Here is a 25,103-nt window from a genome sequence, read left to right on the forward strand (position 1 = left end):
TGCATTATGGCAAAGAAAAAGAAGCTCTGTTACGAGCTTCCTAAAGAATGAACGCTAAATCGACTGTGAATAGTAACAGCAAAACTGCACAAATAATTATCACCCCCTTGACAATCTGCTGATAATAAGAAGAAATACCCATAAGATTCATGCCATTATTTAATACTCCAATCAGCAGTACACCTATCACTGTGCCATGAATCGAGCCAATTCCCCCTACCAAGCTTGTTCCGCCAATTACTGTAGCAGCAATTGCATCTGTCTCATAGCCTACTGCTATTGCTGGCTGCCCTGAACCAATCCTTGATGCAAGAATGACTCCCGCAAGGCCTGTCAGGATGCCGCTGCACAGATAAGCCCATGTTTTTATTGTTTTAGTCTTTACACCTGATGCGATGGCTGCATTTTCATTTCCCCCTGTGGCATAAAGATATCTCCCAAATCTTGTCTTGTTTAATAAAATTGCCGCAATTACCACGACAGCAATAAAAAATATAACTGGTACTGGAATCGGCCCAAGAGAACCTTTGCCATATAACTCAAAGGAATCTGAAGTAATTGTATATGGCTTCCCATCTGAATATACATAAGCAAAGCCTCTTGCAATTGACATCGTCGCCAACGTCGTAATAAACGGCGGGATATTTGCATGTGATACTAAAATCCCATTCAGCAGGCCAAATAAACCGCAGGCGAACACAGCTAAAAGCAATGCAACAATTCCCATTTTTTCATGAACTGTAATAAAACTTCCAGCTATAACACCTGCTACGGCAACCAGGGAGCCTACGCATAAATCAATCCCTCCTGTAAGAATTACAAATGTCATTCCCACGGCAATAATTCCATTGATAGAAATTTGGCGCAATACATTAATGAGGTTTTGCGCTGTACGAAAGGTATCCGATATTATGAACATAGCGATAAATAAGACTATAAAACCGATTAATACACCATTTTTCTTTAAAATGTAAGAAATATTTTCTTTCTTATTCATAGACTGCCTCCTTATTCGCACATTGACTTTTCCAATATTTGTTTTTGGGTAATTTTACCTTCCATAAACTCTTTGTAAGTAAACTCACCTCGAATTTCCCCTGCCCCCATAATCATTACACGGTCACTCATGCTCAGGATTTCAGGAAGTTCTGAGGAAATCATAATAATCGTCATTCCCTCCTGTGCCATTTTGTCCATTAATTTATAGATTTCCGCTTTGGCGCCAACATCTATTCCTCTTGTCGGCTCATCCAATATCAAGACTTCCGGTCCTGCCAGCAGCCATTTTGCTATAATAACCTTTTGCTGGTTCCCTCCACTTAGTGTTTGCGCAGTCTGCTCCATGGAATTACATTTTATAGTCAGCATTTTAATCAATTCACCGACTCGTTCTTTCTCTTGGGTTTTCTTTAATAAACAGTGACGGGTTATTTTTTTCAAATTTGGCAGACTAATATTTTCTCTGATTGATCTCCCCAAAACTAACCCATATTCTTTTCTGTCCTCACTTAACATTACGATTCCATGACTGATAGCATCATATGGGTTTCTAATTACAATTTTCTTACCGTCAATATAAATTTCCCCGCCATCAAGCTTATCTAATCCGAATATGGCTCTTGCAACCTCGGTTCTTCCAGCTCCCATCAAACCGGTAATCCCCAGAATTTCCCCTTTATGCACTTGAAAAGAAATATTCTTAAATACCCCATCCCTTGAAAGATCCTTCACTTCAAACCCAACGGCTCCTATTGACGTGTGTCCTTTGCTGAACATGCTCTCCATGGTTCTATTTACCATTAATTCGATTAATTTATCTTTATTAATCTCTTCAATAGGGTAAGTTCCAATTAAATTGCCATCGCGTAAAACAGTAACCGTATCTGCAATTTCATATATGTCTTCCATTCGATGCGAAATATAAATTATTGCAACACCCTTTTTCTGCAAATCACGGATAATGTGAAATAAATGTCTTGTCTCTTCCTCTGTTAATGAGGACGAAGGCTCATCCATAATAATTAATTTTGAATTGTCACGGACTGCCTTTATTATCTCCAGCATTTGGATTTGAGCAATGGTAAGTTTATCAACCTTCTGAGTAGCCTGTACTTTCATTCCGAAATCATTTAAGCTTTTCTGCGTTTCTTCATTCATCTTCTTTTGGTTTAAAAGCCCATTGCTAAGACAAAGTTCCCGTCCCAAAAAATAATTTTCCGCAATTGTCATCTGACGAAGCGGCGTTAACTCCTGATGAATCATAGAAATCCCAAGTCCCAATGCCTCCCTCGCATTATTCAGAGTTATTTGCTCATTATCAAAGACTATATTGCCTGAATCTGCTTTTAACAATCCTGTAACTATTTTCATCAGAGTCGACTTCCCTGCGCCGTTTTCACCTGCAAGAGCATGTACAGAACCCTTTCGGACTTCAAAAGAAATATTTTTTAGTACTTGTACCTGAAAAAAACTCTTGTTTATGCCCTCCAGTTTTAGAACATTTTCTTTGTTTTTCATTAAATGCTGACACCTCCTATTGATTATTCAATTGCTCTAAGTAATAATAATACCTTTCATTCCAAAGCAAAACATCTTTAGGCTCAAAAACCTTTGGAAGTATAGAATCCTGCAATAAGCTGCAGCCTTCCTCCAACGATGAAATTTCATGATGTCCTATCATCTGTACAAGAACATTTCCGGCTGCGGAAGCAAAATTCATTCCTGCATATACTTGTTTATTACACACATTTGCTATGTAACTGCAAAAAATAGAATCTTTTGAACCACCATCTATAATATGAATCCTGGAAAAATAACTGTGAGTCTGTTCTTGTAGTTCATCTAATGCCAATCTACATTTAAATGCCATACATTCCTGGATACAACGGAAAATTTCTCCGGGCGTGTCAGGCATCATCCCATTGAATTCGTAACATTTATTTCTGATTTTCCGAATCATATTTCCAGGCGTAAATAATTCTTCGTCATCTACATCAAATGCAAAACTAAATGGTTTCGTTTCAGAAATCATTGCGTCTATTTCATTATAACCATAACTAAAACCTTTCAATTCATAATCGCGTATGGTTTCCTGTATTAACCATGTACCCATAATACTTTTAACTAAAAAATATTTGCCATCCATATTTCCTTCATTAGTTATATCCCTATTCATGGCATTTTTACTATTAATTGGATTACTAATTGGAACTCCACACAACGTCCATGTCCCACTGCTTATGACAGCTTCGTTCTCCGAATATAAAAATGGGGCAAAAGCCGATGCCGTATCATGTTCACAGACTGTTGTTATATTGAATGGCTTTATATCATCCAGGCCCTCTAGTTTACATTGGGACTTTCCAATAACAACTCCAGGATTCACAATATTTCCCATCATCCTTTCGGGTATAGAAAATGTATTCAAAATCTCTGTATCCCACTGTTTTGTTTGATAACTCATCAATTGGGATACTGACGATAGTGTGAATTCTGCTATTTTCTCTCCGGTTAAATAGTAAAGAAGTAAATCTGGTAAAAAGAGCATTTTATCACATTTTTCAAAAATATATGCCTGCCCTTCCTCCTGCATAGCTGCAAGCTGAATTCTTGTGTTAGCTGAAGTACTTAAATTACCAGTTAATTTATAGAGTTCTTCATCTGGCATTTTATTTTTTATCTTTTCCATACATCTTTTTGTTCTGCCGTCACGATATGCTCTTACAGGAGACAGCAATTCTCCGTCCTTACTAATAAAAGAAAAATCATTACAAAATCCGTCAATCCCCATGGATACAAACTCAGATTCTGAATGTGCTTTTCTAATTCCCTTTATCATCTCAGAGTAAATATATAGATAATCCCAATAGATACCTCTCCCCATATTAATTGGATGATTGGGAAATCTATGTATCTCCTGCATTTTTAGCTTTGAACCATTGAAATCTCCCAACAACAGTTTTCCACTACTTGCGCCTAAATCAAATGCAAGATATCTCATGGTTCCACCTCATTATTTATACTTTCTACTGTTTAGTCTGCTTTAAATTAATGATTTTACAATATTGCAAAACGCCTCAGCCTCAATTCTCTCCAGCATGCTAAATGCTTTATGAATATCTTTTCCTGATACAATTACCCCATGCTTTGGCATAATACATCCAATCGGTTTCTTGCGGACAATTTCTTCTCTGTCTTTAAAATATTTCAAAACATTTTTAACAGACTGTTCTGAGCATGGAATTGCATATTCCATACACTCTACATCCCCTCTTCCTTCTGTGGCATCAGTAACACTTCTAATTGTTTTTTCATAGGCTATAAACGGCATACAATAAAATGGATGGGCATGGATTGTTGCTCCTATTTCTTCGTATGCAGATAATAATGCCACATGCATATGCGTTTCACGCGATAACTGTCCCTTCCCCTCTAAAATATTATAATTATAGTCAATCAACAGCATGTCTTCCGGCTTTAAATTGCAATGCCTGTCTTCAGACATCATTGAGGGCGTACTAAGAATTTTACCTGGTGCAACACGGACAGCAAAATTCCCGCCAGCCGCATTCGTCAGTTTACGCGTCCATATTAAATGTGCTGTTTCAGCCATTTCCTCTCTAATATCCATATACGTATAATTTCCCATTTATAATTCACCTCACATATTCACAAGTTTTCCCTTATATTTTCATTATCGTTACCAACGGCATAAGTTGCTTTGCACGTTCTACGTTAAAGCCAAACGAAAGTGGAGATTCCGCTGTAGATGCAGACACTGCAGTTGCAAAACGAAGAAGCTGTTCCGGTTTATAGCCCTGTTCTGTTCCAAAAACCAACCCTGCCAAGAAACAGTCTCCACAGCCAATTGTATTAAACACATTTACTTTCGGCGGTCTGGCCCTATAAAACCTATCTCCTATCTTGACAACAGAACCTCTTTTTCCCATAGAAACTGCTATTATTTCGATACGATATTTGTCCAATTGCCTGATTGCCTCTATGATGTCCTTCTCGGATTCTACCTTCCTTCCAACCAATTCCTGCAGTTCTTCGACATTTGGCTTAATCAAATAGGGCGATTTCTGTATGCATTCCTTAAAAGAAGAACCACTGGTATCTAAAAATACTTTTAATTTTTTATCAGCCATCCTATCCAGAACATGATTGTAAATAAGAGGGTCAGAGAAATTAGAACTGTCTCCTGACAAAACTAAGTAATCACCTTCCTGAATACTTTTGTCCATCAGGCTAAATAGTTCTGCTACTTGCCCTTCATTGGCTACCGGTCCCTTCTCACTGATTAAAGTCGAGTCTCCAGAATCCTCTACAACCAGATAGCAAGTCCTGCTTTCCGGCTGCTTTGCATAGACAAATTCTGGATGTACATTCTCCTGTCGAAGTAAATCCAATATAAATTCCCCATTCTGTCCATAAGCAAACCCAAAGGCATTTGATTGTGTTCCCATCTGGGATAAATTCATAGAAACGTGGGTTCCTTTTCCTCCCAGAGAACAGGTTACTTTCTTTACCCGGTTATTCGTATTCTTTATGTATTGTTTCATATAAAGGATTTTATCTACTGCCGGATTTAGAGTTAAAGTGTGAATCATAATATAATCTCCTTCCATCAGAGCAATCGTTTGCTCAAGCAAAAAAAATTACTTTATTTCCATATATTGGATGACAGCGCTCAGATTATCACGAAATCCCCCGCCCTGCACATATTTAGAATCAAATAATGCACTGCCCATAGTAAATCCCCAAGGTCCTATTTCAAACATCGTATCTATTCGCTCATAACTTGATATGCTGCCTGCAATACAGATTTCTGCATTCACTTTTGAGCAGAATTCCTTAGCCAATTCTTCCCCCTGTTCATGTCTATACGCTAAAATATCAAAACCTGTTATTCCCTTTTGCATCATTTTTTTCGCATCCATGACTATTTCATCAAAACTGCCTTCAAGTACGCTAGGACTTCCGTATACTTTCCCGACAAATGGCTTATATGTAACATCATGTTCCATAAGATATTGGTGAACCGATGGAAAGTACAGTGTTCCCATAAGCTGGTCAAACCCACATTCAACTGCCGTTTTAGCCCCTTCCATACAAGATTCTTCATCATAAGTCACTACTTCCAGATACGTTGTCTTTCCAGCATTTTTCATTGCTTCTGCAAGTTTTTTCATCTCACTTTTTGGTAAACCGATATTTTTAAAGCCCCAATGGCTCACGTTTAAGTCCTTGCAAGATTCAAAAACCTCATGTGCATTTTTTACAGTTACATCATTATACGTCAGCATTACTACTAAATTTGGTTTTTCCTTCATCTTTTTATGAATCTCCTTTCTCTTTTCATATATACTATTGGTTGCTTGAGTAATATCGATAGGCAAACGTTTGCTCTAATTTTATTATTGCACAGTGATTTACTATTGTCAACAATATTTTTTGTTTTTTTAGTTCAGACCTATATAAGTTTTCTTTTCGAAACTATAAGAAGAAATAAACAAAATCCACGTTTTATTCCCTCGAGCAATGAACCAAATCCCCACACAGCTTGCCGCGGCGCCTTTGACTTCGCCAGCCCCGAAAAAAAATGACAGTTCCAAAGAATAATTGTATTCAACGTAAGGGGCTGTCGCACTAGCTGATTAAAAAGCGCTTCAGACTGTAGACAATCGCCCTCTTTTTGGAGGCGGTTGTCTAATTTCAGTTTAACCTGCCCTTTCCAGATGGTATAATAGAATCATCAGGAAAGGCAGGTTTTTGTTATGTTGGGAAATAGATAACGCAGAAAGAACACAGATGGAAATCGCAAGTCTGAAGGATCTTGTACCTAGAAACCATCTGGTACGGAAGCTGGATGAAGCAATTGACATGAGTTTTATATATGAGGAAGTGAAAGATTTATACAGTGATTTTGGACGTGAAAGTATCGATCCGGTTGTATTGATTAAAATTGCCATGATCCAGTACATTACGATGAATTCTTTGACTGCTATCTATGCCCGAATCACAAAGTGCTTCATTACACCACAACAAACCGTGAAGGATATCGGGAGTATAAAAGTGACTGGCTTATTTGCCAAAACTGTCCTCACCGGGATCGTTGCACAAACAGTAAAGATTCCGTAAAAGTAATTACGCGTCATGTATGGGAAGACTACATGGAGCAGGTCGAAGAAATCCGTCATACAATCAGAATGAAAGAACGATACAAACAACGCAAGGAAACCATAGAGAGAGTCTTTGCAGATGCAAACGAAAAACACGGAATGAGATACACTCAGTACAGAGGTCTGGCTAAGATCAAAATGGAGCTTAACCTCTTATTTGGCTGCATGAATCTAAAGAAACTGGCAATTTGGAAATGACGGATAAAATGGGGAGCGAAATATCGCTCTTCATCATTGCAATTTTTCTTTTCCAGCACAGAATTTAAATTTGAAAACTAAAAGAGGGTAAAAAAACGATTCGCGAACATGACATTGCGAACCGTTTTGTTTACAGTCTGAAGCGCTTACAATTAAGCGCTTACTTTGTACACCTACTGGGGACATAAAAGTACCACCAATTCTATATCCATACGCTGCCCCCGTTTGAGACCCCACCTTAGGAACGTGTCCTTTTCCTGTCGGTTGGATGCGCCAGCTCCATTTGCAGGGCTGTTTCCCGCCTAGAATTTCTTAGGTTCGCTTTGAGCGTTTTTGAAAGGACATGGATGTTCTCCGGGAGGTTTTCGGCTATCCCTTCATGGAGCGTCCCCATCCGTACCACGACTAAAGCGCGTCACTAACTCCCGATTTACGCAAAAAGTTCCTGATAGAGTCTTTTCGCATAGTTATCCGTCATACCGCTGATATAATCAGTTATCATTAATATTCTTAAATAAAGTTTTTCCTCCTCGCTTTTCCCCGCCGACTCATGCCTGTACATTGATTTATAGAATTCTGACACCGTATCAATTATCCTGCGGTCAATAAAGTTGATTTTTTCTTTTGTATCATACCCGACCGCCGCCGGCATAAACTGACTGAGCAGGGAATCGATCACACGCCGTCCGAATAATTCTCTCCGCGTTTTCACGGAACTGGTATAAATCTTCTCCTCGCTCAGATCCGAGATTGCGGAAATAATATACCCGGAAACAGTGTCGTTAAACAAATCCCCGGAAAAATGTCCCTGCATAATCAGCTCATATTCTTTTACAAAGGTTTCCCCCGCATCTCTTATCATAATCCCCTGCATGAACTGATTCCATCTTTGTACTGCCGTCAATCCCGGTTTTCTTGTATTCTTTGCGACTTCCTCCCGATACATTTCCGCGAGTTTTTCCACACACCGGCAGACTTCCTGCTTGTTTTCTTGATTTTCCTCAAGATTCCTTCCGCATTGCTCAAATGTTTCCATGATCTGCTCGAAACTGATCACTTTCTTTACCATTGCATCTTCCAGGTCAGATGTCCGGTATGCTATATCATCCGCGGCTTCCAGCAGATATGACAGCGGGTGGCGGGAACCATTCATTCCCGTTCTGTTGTTTATCTCCTCAAATAATTTCCGTTCAGAATAGTAGTACCCTATTTTTTTATAATGGTCCGGATTACAGTTCCTCAATTTTTCCGACGAAATGGGATATTTCATGATGGCCCCCAGAACACTGTATGATAGATTAAACCCATTTTCCCGTCCCAGATAAGGAGTCTTTGATAATAAGCGCAGAGACTGTGCGTTGCCCTCAAAGGTGTACAGATCCAGAAGCTGCCAATTAGACAGGATCTCTGTGAGTTTCCGTTCTCCGAGAACCAAATCTTTCAGATGTGTCTGGAACCATTCCCTGATCGCATATTCCCCAAAATGGCCGAATGGGGGATTGCCGATATCATGGATCAGGCCGGCGCACAATAGCACCTCCGAAAATTCTTTCTCAGAGTGATTCTCAAACCACTGATCCTTTCTGCTTTCTCTTGTTTTCTTAAAAGCATACTCACCCAGCTTTTTTCCTATGGCGGACACCTCCAGCGAGTGCGTCAGACGTGTTCTTACATAATCGTCCTCGTCAAGAGGAAACACCTGTGCTTTATCCTGCAGCCTGCGCAGGAAAGTACTGCAGATAATTGTTTCATAATCGTTTCTGTCCGCTATACCGCCCTCATGTTCCATTTCAACAAAGTGCTCTTTTGAAAGTAATGTCTCCCATTCCATCTATTTCCTCTCCTTTGAAAATGACCTTAATCGTATCCTTTGAAAAAGGATAGACTAACATATTTCCCCGCTGTTTTCAACATGTTTCGTGTTTGACTTTCCTTTCTAAAATATAGGAAAGCAGCGTTACTTAATGAATTTGTCTATGGCCTGATTAAGCTTTCGGATCGCTTCCTGGTCATTTTCCTCCACAGCTTCCACAATGCAGTGATCAATATGATTCTTCAGGACAACCTTTCCCGTATTATTGATAGCGGAACGCACCGCAGCCAGCTGGATCAGAACCTCGCTGCAGTCTTCATCCCGCTCCACCATACGCTTGACCGCCTCCATATGTCCGATCGCCTTGGAAAGGCGGTTTATGACCGCCTTTTTCTCCGCCTCGCTATGGACATGGCGGTGCCCCTCCCCATGTGTATGTGTCTCTCCGTTTCCATGAGTATGGGCTTGTTCGCAGGGTGTTCCGTTATGGTGCCTGTGCTGATGTTTATGCGGTCCGCTTGTCACGTTCAATTCCTGTTCCTGCATTTCTGTTTTCTTTTCCATGGCTGTTATTCTCTCTTTTTTTGTTTTTAGTACTCGTTTATACATTTATTTATAATTATATTATGATATCCCGTACAATACTTATATCTTAACAAATTTTTCCGGACAATGCTATCAGATTTCATCCTGCCATGGCTTCGCTTACTTATCCATCTGTACCTGTCTGGTGCATACCCGGTCCAGCAATTCCCGGTTATGGCTCACTGCAATCAGTCCGATCCCTCTCCGCTCTGCTTCCCGGACAAGAAAATTCCAGATCTGGCTCTGGGTAATCAGATCCAGCATGGTGCTGATCTCATCCGCAAGAAGGAAACGGGTCCTCTTCCCCAGCGCCCTTGCCAGGCAGAAACGCTGGAGCTCCCCGCCAGAAAGCTCCGATGGAAAACGATTCAGCCAGTCCGACTCGATTCCCAGTTCCTGCAGAATCCGCTCCTCCACCTGATCCCCCTCCAGAATCACGTCCCGCATGCGCAGCCTTGGATTTACCGCAAGCTCCGGCTGCTGCCAGATCATCTGTACCGGGCAGTATCCCCTATAAGAATGCAGGGGCTTTCCGTCCAGGAGGATTTCTCCGCTGTCTGGCTGCAGATACCCAGAGAGCAGCATACACAGCGTGGTCTTACCATACCCGCTGGGTGCAGCGAGTCCGACCCTCTCCGTATGCTCCACAGACAGATTAAAGTTCTCCAGAATCATCCGATCTTCTTTTTTATATTGATAAGAAACATTTCTTATTTCCAGTCTCATAACGGCTCCATCTCCCCAGACCTGTTCTCCCCTTGCTATATTTTTCCGAATCAGCATTACGGTGTTAAGAAAACCCCCGGCGTTTATACGGCTGATAAACACCTCACCCGGCCGCCTCTCAGTTCCCTATAGGGAATCTTCTGGCTGCACGCCTGCGTGCAACTTGCGCACCGGGGTGCAAACGCACAGCCCTGCGGCATATCTTTTGCATAGGGCTGCGCGCCCTCTATACATTGGAATCCATTACGCGGCATGGCCCGCCAGAGTGCTTTTGTATAAGGGTGCCGCAGGGTCTCCTCATAACGGAAATCAGAAACTCCGGCCTCCTCTACAGACTCTCCCGCATAAAAGACGACAATACGGTCCGCGGTTTCCAGCGCCAGTTCCAGATCGTGTGTAATGACCAGGACCCCGGCCCCCATATCCGCTAATTCCCGAAAATGTCCCATGGCCCGTTTGGCCACTCTGAGTTCCAGCCCGGGGGTAGGTTCATCGGCAATCACAAGCTTCGGTTCTTCTATCAGAGCCGTTGAAATCAGAATTCTCCGGCTCATTCCTCCCGACAGTTCAAAGGGATACAGCTCCTCCACGCTTTCTTTCAGATCATATCCCGTAAAAATCCCTTTCAGCTTATCTCTTGTCCTTCTATCTTTTTTCCCTTTGCGTATCTGCGGCCCGACCTTCATCAGAGGGTCGAGGCATGCCAGGCTCTGGGGAACCATTACGATTTCACTGCCCCTGAGACGTTTTATCCGTTTAGCAGTCAGTTCCCTGCCGCAGTATGTGATCCTGCCGCCCGCCGCGGCATTATAGGGCAGCAGTCCCAGAACGGCATGTGCAAGCAGACTTTTTCCCGAACCGCTTGAGCCGACAACCGCCACCATCTCCCCGGGGAAAACATCCAAATCCATATCCCGGATTACTGTCATAGTCTCCCGGCGCAGCCCATGCTCATACTGAGTAAATGAGATATTCAAGTGCTCTATTTTTAAGATAGGAGCTGCTTCTTCTGTTTTTATGTCTTCGTTTAATCCCATCTTTTCATCCTTCCCGCCGATCTATTCGTGTATACTGCCTGGTTCCGTAAGCTTTCTCAGGTTTTCTCCCGCTTTGTAGAATAATACTACAACAAGCACCAGAAGGATGCCGGGGAACAGTGCAAGCCACCACTTTCCGGTAATTAGATATTTCATTGACTCTGACAGAATAATGCCGATCGCAGGCTGTTCCGAAGACAGTCCGAATCCTAAAAATGTAATGCTGGATTCATGGAGAACCGCATGCGGGAAGATCAAAACCAGGCCTACAAGAAACTGAGGAAGCAGATGGCGAAGCAGATGTTTTTTGGCGATATACCACCTGCTTTTCCCCATCTTCTCTGCAATCTGTATGTAGGGGCTTTCCCGAAGCTGTATCACTTCCGCCCGGATCAGCCTCGCCAGAGACGGCCAGTGTGTCAGCGCAATTCCGACCGCCACTCCTTTGAACCCTTTCCCCATTGCAACGGATATCAGTATCAGTAGCAGAATATGGGGAATTCCCATGACCAGATCAATGAAAAAGGTGATCACCGTATCCACTGCCTTTCCCAGCATGGCCGAAGCGGTTCCCAGAATCAGCGCAATGACCGCGCTGGCCGCTGCCGCCAGAATTCCAAGCAAAATGCTGATGGAAAGTCCGCGCAGGGTGCGCGCGAGCATATCCCGCCCCATCCAATCCGTTCCAAAAAGGCAGTATAGTGAAGGCGCCAGGTTCTTTTTGGAAAAATCCGTGGCGCGTGCTGCATCTGCACAAAGTGCGCCCACAATGCAGACAGCAGTCAGAACCACGGCAGATATGGTCAGACTTATAAGTACTTTCTGTCTCTGGTTCATTTCCCCCTGCCCCCTCTCCTGATTCTCGGATCCACGACGCCATAGAGGATATCCGCCAGCATATTACCGCCAAATACAATCATGGCGCTGGTCACCGTGATCGCCATCAAAAGCGGCAGATCGCTTCCCAGTCCGGCAGTCACTGCAGCCTGCCCCAGTCCCGGATAGGAAAAGACCTGTTCCACCAGTACGGAGCCTCCGAATATTTCACTGATGGATGCAAACTGAAGGGTGACTGCGGGCAGAAGGACGCTGCGGAAGCCATGCTGGCAAAACAGCCGGAATCCCTGCTGTCCTCTCGCCCTTGCGAACATCATATAATCACTGTTCATGATCTCGATCATTTTTTCCCTGGTATGCAGGGCTATATTGGCTACTCCCGTAATACTCAGCGCCGCCGCGGGCAGAATTGCATGATAGATACGATCCCAGACGGTAACCCCGGCAGCCTCCACACCTATAGGCACACTCAGGCCGATGGGCAGGACCTTCAGCCATACCCCGAATACCAGGAGCAGCACAAGCGCCAGCCAAAACGTGGGCGTGCCTGCTATCAAAAGGCAGTATCCCTTCACCGCTTTATCCGCCCATCTGCCCTGATTCATCCCGGAAACCGCACCCAGCGCGAATCCCAGTATTCCAGAAAGAATCCAGGCGGTAATCATCAGCACAAGGGAGTTCATCAGCTTAACCTTCAGCACATCCGACACCGGCTGACGGTATAGCAGGGAAGTTCCCATATCCCCCCTGATAAAATCCGACGCCCAGGATAAAAACTGCCGCACCGGAGAGCCATTTACTCCCCAGTATTCTCTCAGTTTCTCCACCTGCTCCCGGCTCATGCTGCCCAGTGCCGCCTGCCCTACATTAGCCTGCAGAGGATCCACCGGTGAAGCTTTCATCAGCAAAAACGTGAGGAGACTGGCTGCGGTGACCAGAAGCAGCATATATATCAACTTTTTCCCTATGTGTATACTCCACTGCCGTACCATATGAAACTTCCTCCACTTCTGTCTCTTTAACGGGAAAACGGGACGCTTACTTATAAGGCAGCGTCCCTGATCTCTATTCTCTCTTTATTCCCACGACCACTGATCGACATTGTTAATAATAGACCAGCCATGCCCGTGGGGATGTATTTTCTGTTCTGCAATCTGAAGCCCATCCCTTACAAAATAAAGATGATCCACATTGCACAGCCAGATCCACGGAATGTCACCGTCCTGCGTAATCCCTAACGTACCATCCCACTGCGCCTTCTGCCACAGTTCATAGGACTCCTCCAGGGTGCCTGTCTCCAGCGCTTCATCCATATACTTATCAACCGTCACATTTGCGTAAGGCGAGTACTCTGCCTGGCCAATGCCGGTACCCGAAAGTGTATGGTAAATATTATAGAGCTCCATCGGTGTATGTGCACCCCAGCCCCAGATCAGCGGTTCGGACTGTGCCCGGTCATAGGCTGTATCCCAGCCCACCCCCTCGGTGGTAACGTCAATGCCCAGCTCCTTTAACTGGTTCGCAGTATCCTCCGCCAAAGCCTGGCGTACAGAGTCTCCACTGCTGAACATCAGAGTAAACGCCGCTTTTACGCCGTCTTTCTCCCTGATGCCGTCCTTCCCTTCTCTCCAGCCTGCATCGTCCAGTAGTTTTCTTGCCTCGTCCGGATCGTATTCCACCTCGCAGGCGCTGTTGTACCATGGCATTTTATCGCATACACTAAACGCTTTTGTACCATACCCGTTCAGAACATTATCAATCATCTCATCCCGGTCAATTCCGATATTGACCGCCCTTCTTACATTTACAACGGCTGTAAATGCATTGCCATATGTAATGCCGTCCTTTTCTACGGGTTCGGATGCAGGCAGATTAAATCCACGGTTGTCCACGGTCTGCACTGCAAACAGCACGTACCCATCCACAGACTGTTCACTGTAGGATGCCGCCGTATGCGCCACGTCAGCCTCACCTGCCATCGCTGCCGCAAGCGCCGCATCCTCCTCCATGAACAGCACGGTTACCTTTTTCATCTTTGGCGCCTCCCCGTAGTAATCCGGATTTGCCTCAAAGATCACCTGCTGTCCCTTATCCCACTGCTTCATAATGTAGCGCCCTGATCCGATGGGGTTCTGTCCGTAATTTTCATCGTAGGCGTGTTCTGGCACAATGCCCACAATGGCCATGGTATAAGGCCAGATAGAAAAGGGCTTCGTCATCCGGAATTCTACCGTCGTGTCATCCAGCGCAGATGCCCTGTCCAGCATCGTAAAATCATTGACTGTACTTTTTTCTTTGCAGTTATTATACGTAAAAGCAACGTCCGCCGCCGTCAGCGGCTCACCGTCGGTAAACTTCACATCATCCCGGATCGTCACCGTCCAGGTCAGCCCGTCCGCACTTACCTGGTAATCTGCGGCAAGATCCTTCTCTATCTTCAAATCCTTTGTCGTCACCATAAGTGTACTCTGAATGAGAGGCTCATGGACATGCTCCCCCGCGCCCCAGCCATAGGCCGGATCGAACCCGGCTTCAGGCTCTGACGCGGCCGGCATGGTGACTACAACCGAGTCACGCTCTGCCTCTCCGTTGTTCTCTGCTATATTTTCTCTTCCTTGTCCGCAGCCCATTAACAGGCCAGCTATGAGTACTGCTGTGCATACGATACTGATAACCCTTTTCCTCATATTCCCCTCCCGTTCTAAGCCGATTTTTGTCCAGTATAGCATCCTCTTTTTTCCGTCACAACCCCCTTGGGGGGATACTTTTCTAAAAGAAAAAACACAGACGGTAATTCCTTTCTGCCGCCTGTGTTCTCTATGATTATGCCACTACAATCTGATATTCCTTTCGAAAGGTTTCCTGGCCTTCCAATCGGTTTATCCCTGGTTTTTCGGATATGTCTCCTGCAAATCCATGATCGTCACAGCGCCCGGCCCAAGGCTCCAGGCATACAAAAGGGGCATCCTTAACGGACCAAATGCCAAAATTAGGGAAGCCCTTACAGCAGAGTCCTGCATAAGGGGTTCCATCCTTATGGCAGATCCACACTTCCTCTATCTGCTCATTGTCGAATATCAGCGCATCATTGGCAAACAGTTCCTCTGTCAGGGGGTAAGTTTCATTTTCCAGTTCCATTTTAAAAATTTCATCCGGATTGCCGGCGCCGGATTCCGGATGAACCAGAATATACTCCAGCACTTCTTTTCCTGGAAATTTGAGACAGTAATCTTCTTTTTTCTCATGTTTTCCGGCAAAACGAAATGCCGGATGGCCCCCTATCGTAAAATACATCGTTTCATCGGAAGGATTTTTAACTTTCCACTGTACATACAGCGTTTTTCTTTCCAATCTGTATGTGATGTACAGTTCAAAATCAAATGGATAAACCTCTTTTGTCTCCTCGCTGGAGTGCAGTAGGAAGCTGGCCGTATCCGCTGTGGATTTGATACAGGTAAATGTGTTATCTCTGGCAAATCCATGCTGAGACGTAGGATACTGAAGCCCGTCTATACGAACCGTATTCTGGTAGGTCTTCCCCACATTCGGGAACAGTACCGGGGAATGGCGCTTCCAGTACAACGGATCCCCTTCCCACAGCACCTCCGTATCCTTTTGTTTATCAAAGATTCTGGTTGCTTCTGCACCTGTTTCTGCGATGTCCACGCATAGAAATTCATTTTCCAGTCTCATATTCTCTGCTCCTCCATTTCTGGTCTGCCGGTCTGTATATGTTCCGTTATCTGCTATTGCCTATCTGTTCAGACACATTGCCGGTTACTATTCCACCATGATTTTTATGATTTCCTCGTTGGTCTCCCGCATGCCTTCTTTTCCCAGACGTCCTACATTTGCTATGGTCTTTTCCACACCCTTTGTGATGATTCCGTCCCCGCCGTAGAACTGCTGTCCCTGCATGTACATATGATACCCCAGGATTCCCGCATCCACCGACGCTGCTATCTTAGCCGCACAGGATGCTTTTGCCCCGTCGCAGACCATTCCGGACACGATAGCCAGCGCATTTACCACCGTATGTGTAATCTCTTTATATCCGCCCCCGCAGAGATAGGCAATTCCTGCCCCCGCAGCCGCACCTGCACTGACTGCCCCGCAGTATGCGGACAGCCTGCCGATCCCGGTCTTCTGATGGATCGCAACCAGATTGGACAATGCAAGCGCACGGTACATCTTTTCTCTGTCCACGTTCAGTTCCTTTGCGTATTCCAGAACCGGAAGGGAGCAGGTCAGGCCCTGATTTCCGCTGCCGGAATTGATAATCACCGGAAGCTCGCAGCCGTTCATACGGGCATCTGATCCGGCCGCCGCCATGGCCTTTGCCCGGTTCCTGACATCATTTCCATAGGACTCCAAAATCACGCTCCCGATATTCGCGCCATAATTGCCACGCAGGCCTTCCTCGGCGATCTCGGTATTATAATCAATCTGGCGCTTCAATATATCGCGAATATCCTCGATATCCACTGTCTGTACAAAATCCCATATATCCTCCACAGACAGCGCTCCGCGGTCCGTCAGGCCCTCTTCGTTCTCCCCCCGCACCGGAATGTCCAGCAGAATTTCTCCGTCTTTATCAATATGTACAATATTCGTGTGGTAATTGGCTATCCGCACCTGCGCATAGGATTCTCCGGCAGAAACGGTCACGATAATGTCAAATGTAATGCCGTTATCTATATGCTCTACCCGAATCTCTTTCTCCTCCAGAAATTCCTGCATTTGTTCAATCTCTTCCCTGGACACTTCTGCAATGACTTCCAGCTCTTTTTCCGGTCTTCCAGCAATGATTCCGGCCGCAGCAGCAGCAGGGATTCCTTTTAGATGGTCTGTATTGGGCACTATGACGCTTTTTACATTCTTAATGATACTGCCGCTTGCCCCGATATGGACACGCTCGGGTATACATCCCAGCACTTCTCTGGCCTTGGCCGCCGCATATGCAAGAGCTAACGGCTCGGTACATCCCACTGCCGGAACCAGCTCTTCCCTCAAAATCTGTATATACGCCTGATATTTTTGGTCTGTTTTGTTCATCTGTCCACGATCTCCTTCCAAAATCTACCGGCACTTCCTGTCCGGTCCGCATATTACAAATGTACACTATTCCGGAGAAAAGTGCAAGAACCATGAGTTACCAGACGGCCTGATTTATCATAACCGTTCTGGCGGGCTGAAACTGTTACGATCAATTCTCCGTTTTTGTGGCTGCCTCCCGCCTATCCCCATACTTCCTCTGGCAGTAATTATCTGTATTAAAAAATCCCCAGACGTCTATAAGACCCCGGGGACTTTTCATTCCATCTGCTTATGCGATTTTCCTGTCTTTGACATAATTCTGGAGACGATCCAGCAGTTCCTGGCATTCATCACAGTGAATGACAAGCTCTACGCCGTCAGCCTTACTGATTGCAATAACTCCTAACAATGATTTTGCGTCTACTATATTCTTTCCGCTTTTAAGATCCACGTCGTATTCAAACTGGTTGATAATATCCACAAACTCAGTAATATCTTCTGGCTGACGAAAACAAATTCCCAATTTATGCATGTCTTGTTTTCCTCCTTTACTTTGTGTATATGGTTATTTTATCCAGAATACTGGATTTTATTCCCAATGTCCAGGACTTTATTTGTAAATTTATATGTCGCTATTTGCAGAAATTTGTCGACCCCCTAAAAACAGACCTTAGCTCACAGGCTTTAGACTCGTGTGCTGATAAAGAACGCTTAACGATAATTATAACGCAAAGGCACTGGAGATTACAACAGTACCTACAATTCAATCTCCATACGCTGCCCCCGCTTGACAGACGCCAAGTGAACAAATAATACCTTCCTGCCTGATGCGCCAGCTCAATGAAAGGACAGCCGCGAGCCTCCGTAAGAACATACCTGTCCTGAAAAACCGCTAAAGCGGATCTTAGTAATTCTTGGCGGGAAACAGCCGTGAAAATGGAGAGATTTTTTGATCCCGAATCAAAAAATCAGCTGACCCAGCACGAGAAATCATCAGATTTCTTGAGCTGTGTCAGCTGTGCTCCATTTTCACGGCTGGTTCCCGCCTAGAATTACTTAGTTCCGTGTCCGCGGTTTTTTAGGACAGGTATGTTCTTACGGAGGCTCGCGGCTGTCCTTTCATTGAGCGTCCTCATCCGTCGAGGCCACACCCCCAGTTCACTTACTTCTCTTCTTCACTGCTCTCAGACTGTTCTACCTGTACGCATTTATCCGCCAGATACTCTGCCACTTTCTGCTGCAGTATCGTTCTCTTGAGTACATCTTCTCCAACCTGTTCCTTGAACTCATCCGCATTCTCATAGCCTGAGCCCTTTGCGTATTCCGCAATCTGCTCTTCATATTCTTTGTCGGACGGCTCCAGCTTTTTCTCCTTAGCAATTAGTTCGCATGCCAGGCTTCTCTGTACTGCTGTCTGGGCAGCTTCTTTTGCCTGTTTATTGAAGTCGTCTTCTGAGAGCCCCATGTACTGCTCAGCAAAATCTTTGAACTCCATACCGTATGCTTCTGCCATACTGCTGTAATACTCATTGATGGACTGTATCTGATCTTCTACCTGGTCATCCGGATATTTCTTTACCTCAATCTGACCGAGCAGAGCTTCCATCACTTCATTCTGCAGCGTACTCTCTGCACTTTGTTTGCTGCTTTCTTCCAGCTGCTTCTGGATTTCCTTTTTGTATTCTTCTACGGTCTTGGACTCTTCGCTGTTCTCTTTTACCCAATCATCTGTCAGCTCCGGAACGGTAACTACGGAGATTCCGTTCAGTGTGATATTAAATACAGCTACTTTATCGGCCATTTCAGTATTTTTATAGTCAGAAGGGAACTTTACTTCAATGTCAAACTTCTCACCTATTTTATGTCCTACGATCTGCTCTTCGAAGCCCTTATAATCTCCGTTTGCTCCGATAAAGCTGTTGGAACCCAGTTCCAGGCTGGCGCCGGTGGCTGAACCGCCCTCGAACTCTACTCCATCCACAGATCCCTTATAGTCAATATTGACCGTATCTCCTTCTTTGGCTGCTCTGTCCTTGATCTCCTCCGATGTGGATTTGGAGGAAAGCGTGGAATTAATCGTGGACTCAACGCTCTCATCTGTTACCTCGCTTTGTTCCACTTTGGGGACTTCCAGGCCCTCGTATTGCTTAACCGTGATATATTCGTTAGAAAGTTCCTTGCTGCATCCTGCCAGTGATGCCGCCATCAGAACACTTAATGTCAATGCCAATATCTTTTTTTTCATTCTTTCACCTCATATTTTCTTATCTCCGGGCAGACTCCTGCCAACATACTTTAACGTTATATCATATTTTTTCTTCGTTGAAAAGGTTTTTCATACTTATTTCACTTTTGTCTTTACAAAAGCGGCGAAAGCAGCCGCGAGAACTGCTCTTTGATCCGGATCAGCAGGCTTCGCTGGTCATATACTTTGCGGGTGACATGAGTACATTTTGTCATGTCATTTTCAAATGCACGCTCCAGGCGCTGCACGGTCCGCTCACTGTAAACGACTGCATTTACCTCAAAATTCAGGCCGAAACTGCGGATATCCATATTGGCTGTGCCCACACAGGCTACCATACCGTCCACACTCAGGGTTTTTGCGTGGAGAAATCCGTTGTTGTACACATAGCACTTTGCCCCTGCTGCCACCATGTCTCCAAGATAGGAATAAGTTGCCCAGTACACAAACGGATGATCCGGTTTGCACGGCACCATGATTCTAACATCGATCCCGGAACGGCTGGCGATCTTGAGTGCATCGAGTATGGAATCGTCCGGTATGAAATACGGAGTCTGCAGGTATACATGGTCCTTCGCGCTGTGGATGAGGCGCAGATAATTATCGTGGATCGTCTTTATCTGGGAGTCAGGGCCGCTGGAAATAATCTGGACAGGATCGTGTCCATTTCTCACATAATCCGGTATCTCGAAGAGATGATCCTCCAGGAAAAGATTTTCCCTGGCAGCATAATTCCAGTCCAGCACAAAACGGACTGCCAGGGATGTTACGGCAGCCCCCTCTATACAGAGATGTGTATCGCGCCAATAGCCAAACTTCTTACTGTCCAGGCCAAGGTACTCCCTGCCCACGTTGAATCCGCCCACAAAGCCCACGCGGCCGTCGATTACCACAATCTTTCTGTGGTTCCGGTAATTCACACGAAGCTGAAGCTGTCCCAGCAGAGCCGGGAAGAATTCCGCCACCTGCACACCAGCCTTCTCAAGGCGTTCCCAGTCCTTGTTATGCATAGTCCGGCATCCCATACTGTCAAACAGCACCCGGACTTCTATTCCTTCTCTTGCCTTCTGGGTCAGGACCGGTTCAATCTCCTGCCACAGTTCATCGTTACGGATAATGTAGTACTGCAAATGAATGTAGCGCTTCGCCTGTTTCATTTCTTCAATCAATGCCCGGAACTTTTCCCTGCCGTCCGTATAGATGCGGACATCGTTGTTGTCAGTCAGCACGGACTCGCCGGCCTCCAGATTGTAAAGAATCAGGTCCTTGAAGCGCGCCATCTCCGGATTGGCAAGCCTGAGCTGTTTTCTATAAATCGTTTCCTCCTGCCTTCGCACGGCATATTTCAGTTCGCCTTCAATCTCTTTCGCCTTAAACATCCTGCTTTTATGAAAATCCTGTCCGATAACCAGATAGAGGAAAAAACCAAGAATCGGGATAAAATAGAGCAGCAGCAGCCAGGTCCAAACTGTCTGCGGGGATCTGCGCTGAAAGAAAATTATGATCAGGGATAGGAGAATATTGATGATAACCAGATTGTCCATTACAAAGTTATAAGCCGTTATCAACCCATTCCATATCGTTTCTGCCATATAATATTAACTCCTTTTTTCGTCGGTATGTAACATATTTGATTATACTATTATATTTCCAAAAAAGTAACCCTAAAATGTGACAGATCCTAAATAAATAGGTAAAATGGCGGCTATCCAGAGACCGGCATGTAAACAGTTACTCGGAGCCCGTCTGGTGCGGGCCCCTATTTGAACAGTTTCCTTATAAGTTCAATTTTCTAAGCAGGCTGTATATATCAAGGGTTCCATATCCCCAATTTTTATTGGGGTAGGTGTATCCGTGATTGCTTCTGTCCGCACCGCGTATGATCAGCCGATTGACATCGTATCCCGTAATGGTCGGATAATATCCCTTTACAACCGCCCATTCGAGCAGCATTGCAATCGTTCCTGTGGCATGGGCGGCCGCCGCTCCTGTTCCGGATATATAACCGTATCGGCCGTCCGGATAGGCACAGGCGATTTGATACCCGGGCGCTGCAATATCCGGAGTGATTCTGTTATTTCTGGTATAGCCCCAGCTGGATTCCGGCATCGTGCTGCTGCTCAGTGAATTATAGGCTGTTACAGTCAATGGGTATTCCGCGTTTCCAGGTTCCGTCACTGTGGCATCCGGGGAGGAGGCCAGAAAATACGTCTCCTCTGAGATCAGATCACCGGCGGGAAGCCATGCGTGAAAAGCGTAATCTTCCTCTTCCAGGTTTACAAGCCTAAAACGCCATATCCCTTCGCTGGGATTCTCAAATCTGATCATAATCAGCTGGTCTCCGGTCTCCTTTTCCAGGGTAATATTATTTACATAAATCCTGCTTGACTCAAATATAAAATCAAAGGCATAGCAGCTGCCTAACTGGGGCTGGATAAATCTTGTTGTCTCACCCATGGGAGATGTGATTTTTACAGCAAGGCGCGCAGGAATCTCGGACCAGATTTCCATTCCAAACAAAGTGTCTTGTTTGGAGATTTCCAGTTCAAATATATGATTGTGTGCCTCATCCGTGACCCGTGAGTAATAGTGCCTCCTGCTGCTCCCTTCATTCCCCCCTGCGATAACTGCATCAATGCCTGGATTCAGCACCATCCGGCTCAGATAGTCACTGAGCGTCCCCAAGCCAATATGACCGCCGTGGCTGCTGCCCATGGCCAGACAAATCACCATCGGCCTTTGAAGCTCCCGGGCTTTCTGTGTTAAATAGTTCAGGCCTAACAGGATATCCGTTTCCTGATAACATTCGGTATCTCCGTGGACAAAAGAGAGTTTACGAAGATTATTTTTGGGCGGTTTTAATTTTACTACGATTAGTTCCGCTTCCGTTACTATACCTCTGAAAGAAGCTGAGTCCATTACATTGCCCGCTATAATGCTGGCGATAGCAGTACCGTGTCCGTTTGTATCCTGGCATGGAACAATACTGAGAGGATACTCGCTCTGAAGTGCAAGATTAAGATCTTCATTCGTATACTCTGTACCATATCCGAATCCCTCGGGTGATATCCCATTTTGATCCTCCTGATCCCAAATGCTATAGATACGGGAATTCCCTTCTCTTGTGAGAAAGGCCGGGTGGCGGTAATCAATGCCTGTATCGACAAGCCCCACCAGGACACCGTGTCCATAAAGTGCCAGATGCGAGTTGTTTTGAAGGCTCCCTATACCCGAATCTTCGGTCGTTAGAACCGACATGGGCGTGAACAGGCCCGGCACACTGTGATATGGATATGTTTCTCCGAGTTCGCAGGGATAAGGGTCTGGATTCAAAACGTTTATAATCGAATACCTGTCATTGATCTTGATCGCCTGACCGTCTTCTGATTCAGCATTTCTCACCAGCATATTATCGATAATCAGGTCTAAATAATTTTCATCTATAATTTTATTCAATATTCTGCCCTACTATATTTTTAATATATTATATTAAAACTTCCTAATCATAGAATATCAAATTGCTTGCACTTCCCTCCAAAGAATGGTACAATACTACTTGCATAATCGCGGAAAAAGAGTATTTATAGGAGGGTTCATCGTGAGTTTAGGATTGAAAATAATGCTCATTGTTTTGGTAGTATTGATCATCGCATTAATCTTACTGTATATCTTCGGCAAAAGATCAGAAAAAAAGCAGGCAGCACAAAGAGAACAGATGGAAGCAGCAGCACAGCAGGTAACGATGCTGATTATCGATAAAGGTAAGATGAAGCTGAAAGACGCCGGTTTCCCTTCCGTTGTCGTCGACAATACACCCAAGTATCTGAGACGTACGAAAGTGCCGGTCGTAAAGGCAAAAGTCGGACCAAAGGTAATGACACTGATGTGCGATGCGCAGGTATTTCCTCTCATCCCTATTAAAAAGGAAGTCAAAGCAACCGTAAGCGGCATCTACATAACGGCCGTAAGAGGAGTCCGCGGATCACTGGAAACACCGCAGAAGAAGAAAGGGCTCTTCGCCAGATTTAAAAAGGATAAAAAATAAATTCCTAATAACAAAAAACAACCGCAGTAATCTGATAACAATCAGAAACTGTGGTTATTTTTTTACAATGGGGCGCAAAGGGGTCAGACCCCTATGAAAAGGGGTCTGACCCCTTTGAGTAAATGTCCATCTTTATTTTGCAATCAGCCAATGGTTCATGGTTCACATTCAGTTCGTAATCCACCCTGACACCAATGTTGTCGTCCGTAACATTCACTTCCATGTTCTTTGTATTCACTCCAATCAGCATCTGCCCATAAGGTGTCTGATAATACGTGAGATTCTTTTTATTCTTTTCAAATATCATATGGGCATTGGATATACCGGTTTTCATGATCTCCAGGCTGTCTGAACCGGTTATTTTTATTTTATTTTTTATTGTTCCGGGCATACCTTCCATTACTTCATCATAAAGCACGTAATGGTTCCCGTTCCTGCAGTAATAACTGCCGGGTGTTACGACCTCGATGGCCTCGTTTTCTTCATCCGTCATGCCGGCGATAAAGTCCGTGTGCAGTCCGGATATGCTGACCAATACATCCTTTGTCATATGGTTCACCTAATATTCTTCAATGTTAACTACGTTTGTGGTTGATATGTCAAACGGCATGACCGTGTTGGCAAAATGCCGGAATTTTTCCGCAGCATCGCTGACAAAAAATTCATAACGGCTGTGGGGCTCCTGCTGACCGCCATTCTCCATATCCTGCTCTTTCAGCAGCTTTTTCAGATCCATGGCTGTCTCATAGGCCGGATTCACAATCTGGATCCCCTCTCCCATGTAGGCGCGGATCTTAGATCGGAGCAGCGGGTAGTGGGTACATCCAAGTATCATGGCATCGATGTCTGTCTTCTTCATCGATTCCAAATAAAAATCAATGATCTCCCGTGTAACCTGATGTTCTTTAAACCCTTCCTCCACGAGAGGGACAAACAATGGACATGCCTTTTCTATCACCGTTATCTCCGGATTCATGCCATGGATAATCTTCGTATACATACCGCTCTGCACCGTAGCATCTGTTCCGACAACACCGACCTTCAGGTTCTGTGTCGCCTCCACTGCCGCCCTTGCCCCCGGGATGACCACCCCGAGGATTGGAACGTCAAATTCATCGCGAACCGCGTCCAGCGCAAGTGCACTCGCCGTATTGCAGGCAATCACAATGGCTTTCACCTTTTTGTTCTTCAAAAAGCGGATGATCTGCTCGGAAAAGCGGATAATTGTATTCTGGGACTTGCTTCCGTACGGAACGCGCGCAGTATCCCCGAAATACACGATATTCTCATTCGGAAGCTGTCTTATCATCTCCCGTACGACCGTCAGGCCTCCGACGCCCGAATCAAACACACCGATCGGCGCCGTTTTTTTACATTCCGCACTCAATGTCACTCG

General features: G+C 45.0%; 22 protein-coding genes and 1 pseudogene. 2 read left to right on the top strand and 21 right to left on the bottom strand.

All coding sequences use genetic code 11. The features are described 5' to 3' along the window. Nucleotides 1-40: 40 nt before the first annotated feature. Genes GKG43_RS16690 through GKG43_RS16715 form a run of 6 tightly spaced genes read right to left on the bottom strand, consistent with a single transcriptional unit; the run spans nucleotide 41 to nucleotide 6,335 of the window. Nucleotides 41-997 (bottom strand): ABC transporter permease, encoded by a 957-nt coding sequence (locus tag GKG43_RS16690; RefSeq protein WP_129879435.1) that lies wholly within the window; start codon nucleotides 995-997, stop codon nucleotides 41-43. 11 nt (nucleotides 998-1,008) lie between these two features. Then, entirely contained in the window at nucleotides 1,009-2,517 is a 1,509-nt protein-coding gene (locus GKG43_RS16695) for a sugar ABC transporter ATP-binding protein (RefSeq protein ID WP_129879437.1), read from the bottom strand. A gap of 16 nt (nucleotides 2,518-2,533) precedes the next feature. Then, on the bottom strand, nucleotides 2,534-4,000 hold the full coding sequence (locus GKG43_RS16700) for an FGGY family carbohydrate kinase (protein WP_129879439.1): 1,467 nt from the start codon (nucleotides 3,998-4,000) through the stop codon (nucleotides 2,534-2,536). 42 nt (nucleotides 4,001-4,042) lie between these two features. Beyond that, nucleotides 4,043-4,648: a class II aldolase/adducin family protein gene (locus tag GKG43_RS16705; RefSeq protein WP_129879441.1), complete on the bottom strand. Its 606-nt coding sequence runs from the start codon at nucleotides 4,646-4,648 to the stop codon at nucleotides 4,043-4,045. Between the two features lie 34 nt (nucleotides 4,649-4,682). Further along, nucleotides 4,683-5,612, bottom strand: a complete 930-nt coding sequence (locus GKG43_RS16710; protein ID WP_173020120.1) for a 1-phosphofructokinase family hexose kinase — start codon at nucleotides 5,610-5,612, stop codon at nucleotides 4,683-4,685. A 48-nt stretch (nucleotides 5,613-5,660) separates the two neighbouring features. Beyond that, nucleotides 5,661-6,335, bottom strand: coding sequence for a hypothetical protein (locus GKG43_RS16715; RefSeq protein WP_129879445.1), 675 nt, complete (start codon nucleotides 6,333-6,335; stop codon nucleotides 5,661-5,663). A 643-nt stretch (nucleotides 6,336-6,978) separates the two neighbouring features. Between GKG43_RS16715 and GKG43_RS16720 the strand changes: the two are divergent. Further along, nucleotides 6,979-7,379, top strand: a pseudogene (locus tag GKG43_RS16720) (transposase); the annotation flags it as partial. Between the two features lie 433 nt (nucleotides 7,380-7,812). Here the strand turns inward: GKG43_RS16720 and dgt are convergent. The 13 genes from dgt to GKG43_RS16785 form a co-directional block, all read right to left on the bottom strand. Then, the gene (gene dgt, locus GKG43_RS16725; protein ID WP_129879447.1) at nucleotides 7,813-9,213 is read right to left on the bottom strand and encodes a dGTP triphosphohydrolase; all 1,401 of its coding nucleotides are present in this window, start codon (nucleotides 9,211-9,213) and stop codon (nucleotides 7,813-7,815) included. Between the two features lie 126 nt (nucleotides 9,214-9,339). Next, nucleotides 9,340-9,741: a metal-sensing transcriptional repressor gene (locus GKG43_RS16730; RefSeq protein WP_050640878.1), complete on the bottom strand. Its 402-nt coding sequence runs from the start codon at nucleotides 9,739-9,741 to the stop codon at nucleotides 9,340-9,342. A gap of 159 nt (nucleotides 9,742-9,900) precedes the next feature. Continuing rightward, nucleotides 9,901-10,506: an ATP-binding cassette domain-containing protein gene (locus GKG43_RS16735; RefSeq protein ID WP_050640879.1), complete on the bottom strand. Its 606-nt coding sequence runs from the start codon at nucleotides 10,504-10,506 to the stop codon at nucleotides 9,901-9,903. An 83-nt stretch (nucleotides 10,507-10,589) separates the two neighbouring features. After that, on the bottom strand, nucleotides 10,590-11,543 hold the full coding sequence (locus tag GKG43_RS16740) for an ABC transporter ATP-binding protein (protein ID WP_050640646.1): 954 nt from the start codon (nucleotides 11,541-11,543) through the stop codon (nucleotides 10,590-10,592). A gap of 21 nt (nucleotides 11,544-11,564) precedes the next feature. Next, entirely contained in the window at nucleotides 11,565-12,380 is an 816-nt protein-coding gene (locus GKG43_RS16745) for an ABC transporter permease (protein ID WP_129879449.1), read from the bottom strand. Beyond that, nucleotides 12,377-13,372 (bottom strand): ABC transporter permease, encoded by a 996-nt coding sequence (locus GKG43_RS16750; protein WP_050640648.1) that lies wholly within the window; start codon nucleotides 13,370-13,372, stop codon nucleotides 12,377-12,379. Before GKG43_RS16750 ends, GKG43_RS16745 begins: the two co-directional genes overlap by 4 nt. A gap of 84 nt (nucleotides 13,373-13,456) precedes the next feature. Then, nucleotides 13,457-15,067 (bottom strand): ABC transporter substrate-binding protein, encoded by a 1,611-nt coding sequence (locus tag GKG43_RS16755; RefSeq protein WP_129879451.1) that lies wholly within the window; start codon nucleotides 15,065-15,067, stop codon nucleotides 13,457-13,459. A gap of 136 nt (nucleotides 15,068-15,203) precedes the next feature. Then, a complete protein-coding gene (locus GKG43_RS16760; protein ID WP_050640650.1) occupies nucleotides 15,204-16,073 on the bottom strand; it encodes an aldose 1-epimerase family protein in 870 nt (289 codons plus the stop codon). An 87-nt stretch (nucleotides 16,074-16,160) separates the two neighbouring features. Continuing rightward, nucleotides 16,161-17,435 (bottom strand): L-serine ammonia-lyase, iron-sulfur-dependent, subunit alpha, encoded by a 1,275-nt coding sequence (locus tag GKG43_RS16765; protein WP_050640651.1) that lies wholly within the window; start codon nucleotides 17,433-17,435, stop codon nucleotides 16,161-16,163. A 271-nt stretch (nucleotides 17,436-17,706) separates the two neighbouring features. After that, complete coding sequence (locus GKG43_RS16770; RefSeq protein ID WP_050640652.1) at nucleotides 17,707-17,949, bottom strand: HPr family phosphocarrier protein; 243 nt, start codon at nucleotides 17,947-17,949, stop codon at nucleotides 17,707-17,709. A 630-nt stretch (nucleotides 17,950-18,579) separates the two neighbouring features. Beyond that, a complete protein-coding gene (gene tig, locus GKG43_RS16775) occupies nucleotides 18,580-19,662 on the bottom strand; it encodes a trigger factor (RefSeq protein ID WP_050640653.1) in 1,083 nt (360 codons plus the stop codon). A 113-nt stretch (nucleotides 19,663-19,775) separates the two neighbouring features. After that, on the bottom strand, nucleotides 19,776-21,254 hold the full coding sequence (gene cls, locus GKG43_RS16780) for a cardiolipin synthase (RefSeq protein WP_055154983.1): 1,479 nt from the start codon (nucleotides 21,252-21,254) through the stop codon (nucleotides 19,776-19,778). A gap of 184 nt (nucleotides 21,255-21,438) precedes the next feature. Then, nucleotides 21,439-23,118, bottom strand: a complete 1,680-nt coding sequence (locus GKG43_RS16785; RefSeq protein WP_243125868.1) for a S8 family peptidase — start codon at nucleotides 23,116-23,118, stop codon at nucleotides 21,439-21,441. 142 nt (nucleotides 23,119-23,260) lie between these two features. On the opposite strand from GKG43_RS16785, the gene GKG43_RS16790 reads away from it, so the two are divergent. Continuing rightward, the gene (locus GKG43_RS16790; protein ID WP_025655919.1) at nucleotides 23,261-23,707 is read left to right on the top strand and encodes a hypothetical protein; all 447 of its coding nucleotides are present in this window, start codon (nucleotides 23,261-23,263) and stop codon (nucleotides 23,705-23,707) included. Nucleotides 23,708-23,798: 91 nt separating this feature from the next. On the opposite strand, the gene GKG43_RS16795 is transcribed toward GKG43_RS16790, so the two are convergent. Next, nucleotides 23,799-24,257, bottom strand: a complete 459-nt coding sequence (locus tag GKG43_RS16795) for a DUF1934 domain-containing protein (protein WP_050640656.1) — start codon at nucleotides 24,255-24,257, stop codon at nucleotides 23,799-23,801. Between the two features lie 9 nt (nucleotides 24,258-24,266). Continuing rightward, the gene (murI, locus tag GKG43_RS16800; RefSeq protein ID WP_347562091.1) at nucleotides 24,267-25,100 is read right to left on the bottom strand and encodes a glutamate racemase; all 834 of its coding nucleotides are present in this window, start codon (nucleotides 25,098-25,100) and stop codon (nucleotides 24,267-24,269) included. Nucleotides 25,101-25,103: the final 3 nt, after the last annotated feature.

This window comes from Eubacterium sp. BIOML-A2 (genome assembly GCF_009680135.1).
Lineage (GTDB): Bacteria > Bacillota > Clostridia > Lachnospirales > Lachnospiraceae > Faecalicatena > Faecalicatena contortus_B.